Origin of the sequence: Streptomyces sp. NPDC050388, assembly GCF_040655635.1 — a bacterium.
Lineage (GTDB): Bacteria > Actinomycetota > Actinomycetes > Streptomycetales > Streptomycetaceae > Streptomyces.
The window spans coordinates 1-1,409 of record NZ_JBFAKH010000270.1 but is presented as its reverse complement, the minus strand read 5'-3'; the positions used below and the strand labels follow the sequence as shown (position 1 = coordinate 1,409).

Annotated in this window: 1 protein-coding gene; it reads right to left on the bottom strand. The window is 78.6% G+C overall.

What is annotated here, in order from left to right; genetic code table 11:
• Positions 1-107 precede the first annotated feature (107 nt).
• The gene (locus AB0I73_RS41300; protein ID WP_363045518.1) at positions 108-1,271 is read right to left on the bottom strand and encodes a YbdK family carboxylate-amine ligase; all 1,164 of its coding nucleotides are present in this window, start codon (positions 1,269-1,271) and stop codon (positions 108-110) included.
• Between the last annotated feature and the right edge of the window lie 138 nt (positions 1,272-1,409).

Sequence of the window (1,409 nt, the reverse complement as noted above, 5' to 3'; positions counted from 1 at the left end):
ATCACCCCGGGCCGGTCGGCCCACGGGACAACGCCGTCGGACGGTCTCGCGGGCGGCAGGCGGGCAAGCGGGCCGGACATGCGGACCTGGCGCAACGGCCGGCGCCGTCAGGTTCCGGCCCCGCCGGCGACCGGGCCGGCCCGGCCACCGCGGGTGGTGCCGGTCGGCGCGGCGGCCCGCGGAACGGGCGCGCCACGGGTCTCGGCGACCAGCAGGGCGACACCGGCGAGCAGGCCCTCGGCCCCGGCCGCCCGCCGCAGCCGGTGCGCGGCACCGCCGTCGGCCAGCGCCCGCGCGAGCAGTTCGTGCACGTTCTCCCAGTCGCCGGACGCCTCCAGCGCCGGGTGCAGCCGGACCGCCATGCCGTGCAGCACCCCGCGGGCGGGGGCGGCGCGCCGGGCGACCGGGTCGACCAGCGCGCCTTCCAGGCCCGAGCGGGCGGCCCGCCAGGTGGCGGCCCGCAGCCACTCGTGGTGACCGTCGCACCAAGGGCCGCCCCCGCGGGCCAGCCGGTCGCACGCGTCCTGGACCAGCGCCCGGAAGAGCCCCGCGACCAGCACCATCGTCTCCACCCGCGGGCAGGCGTCGCAGATCCGCAGCTCCAGCGTGCGCTGGTGCGCGGAGGGCCTCACGTCGTGGTAGTCCATGCCGGGGTCGCTGATGACGCCCGAGCCGATCAGCTCCCCCAGCGCCGCGTCGTAGCCGGCGGCGTCCGGGTAGTGGCCGGCCGGCCCGGCGGTGGGCCAGCGCTGCCACAGCATCGTGCGCCGGCTCGCGTAGCCGGTGTCCGCGCCGAGCCAGAACGGTGAGCTGGCGGACAGCGCCGGCAGCGGCGGCAGCCAGGGCGAGACCAGGCACAGGGCGCGCACGGCGGTGTCCCGGTCGGGCACGTCGACGTGCACCTGCGCGCTGCAGACGAGCTGCTCGTCGGCGACCCTGCGGTACGCCTCGGCCATGTGCCGGTAGCGGCGCCCGGCGGTGACAGTGCGGGGGCTCGGCCGGGCCAGCGGCACGGTGCCGGCGGCCACCGGCGCCAGGCCCAGCGGGCAGGCCGCCGCGTCCAGCCGGCGCCGGGAGCCGGCCAGGTCCGCGTGCAGGGCGTCGAGGGTGTGGTGGACGCCGCTGTTGCTCTCCACCGCCGACTGCTGCAGCTCGGTGGTGAACCCGGGCCCGTCCAGCCGGTCCAGCACGGCGCGGGCGCGTGGCACCAGCCGGCCGCTCTCCACGTCCAGCAGGTGGAACTCTTCCTCCGCCCCGATGCGCAACGTCACGTTCTTCCCTTGCCCGGGTGCTCGCTGGGCCATCGGGTCCGCGGCCCGCCGGGGGCCCTCGCGGCTCCGGGGCTTCGAGTGCCCAGCCCGAGACCTGCGCAAGCCTTTCGCCCCCCCTGCGTCGCGCGGCCGTCCGGG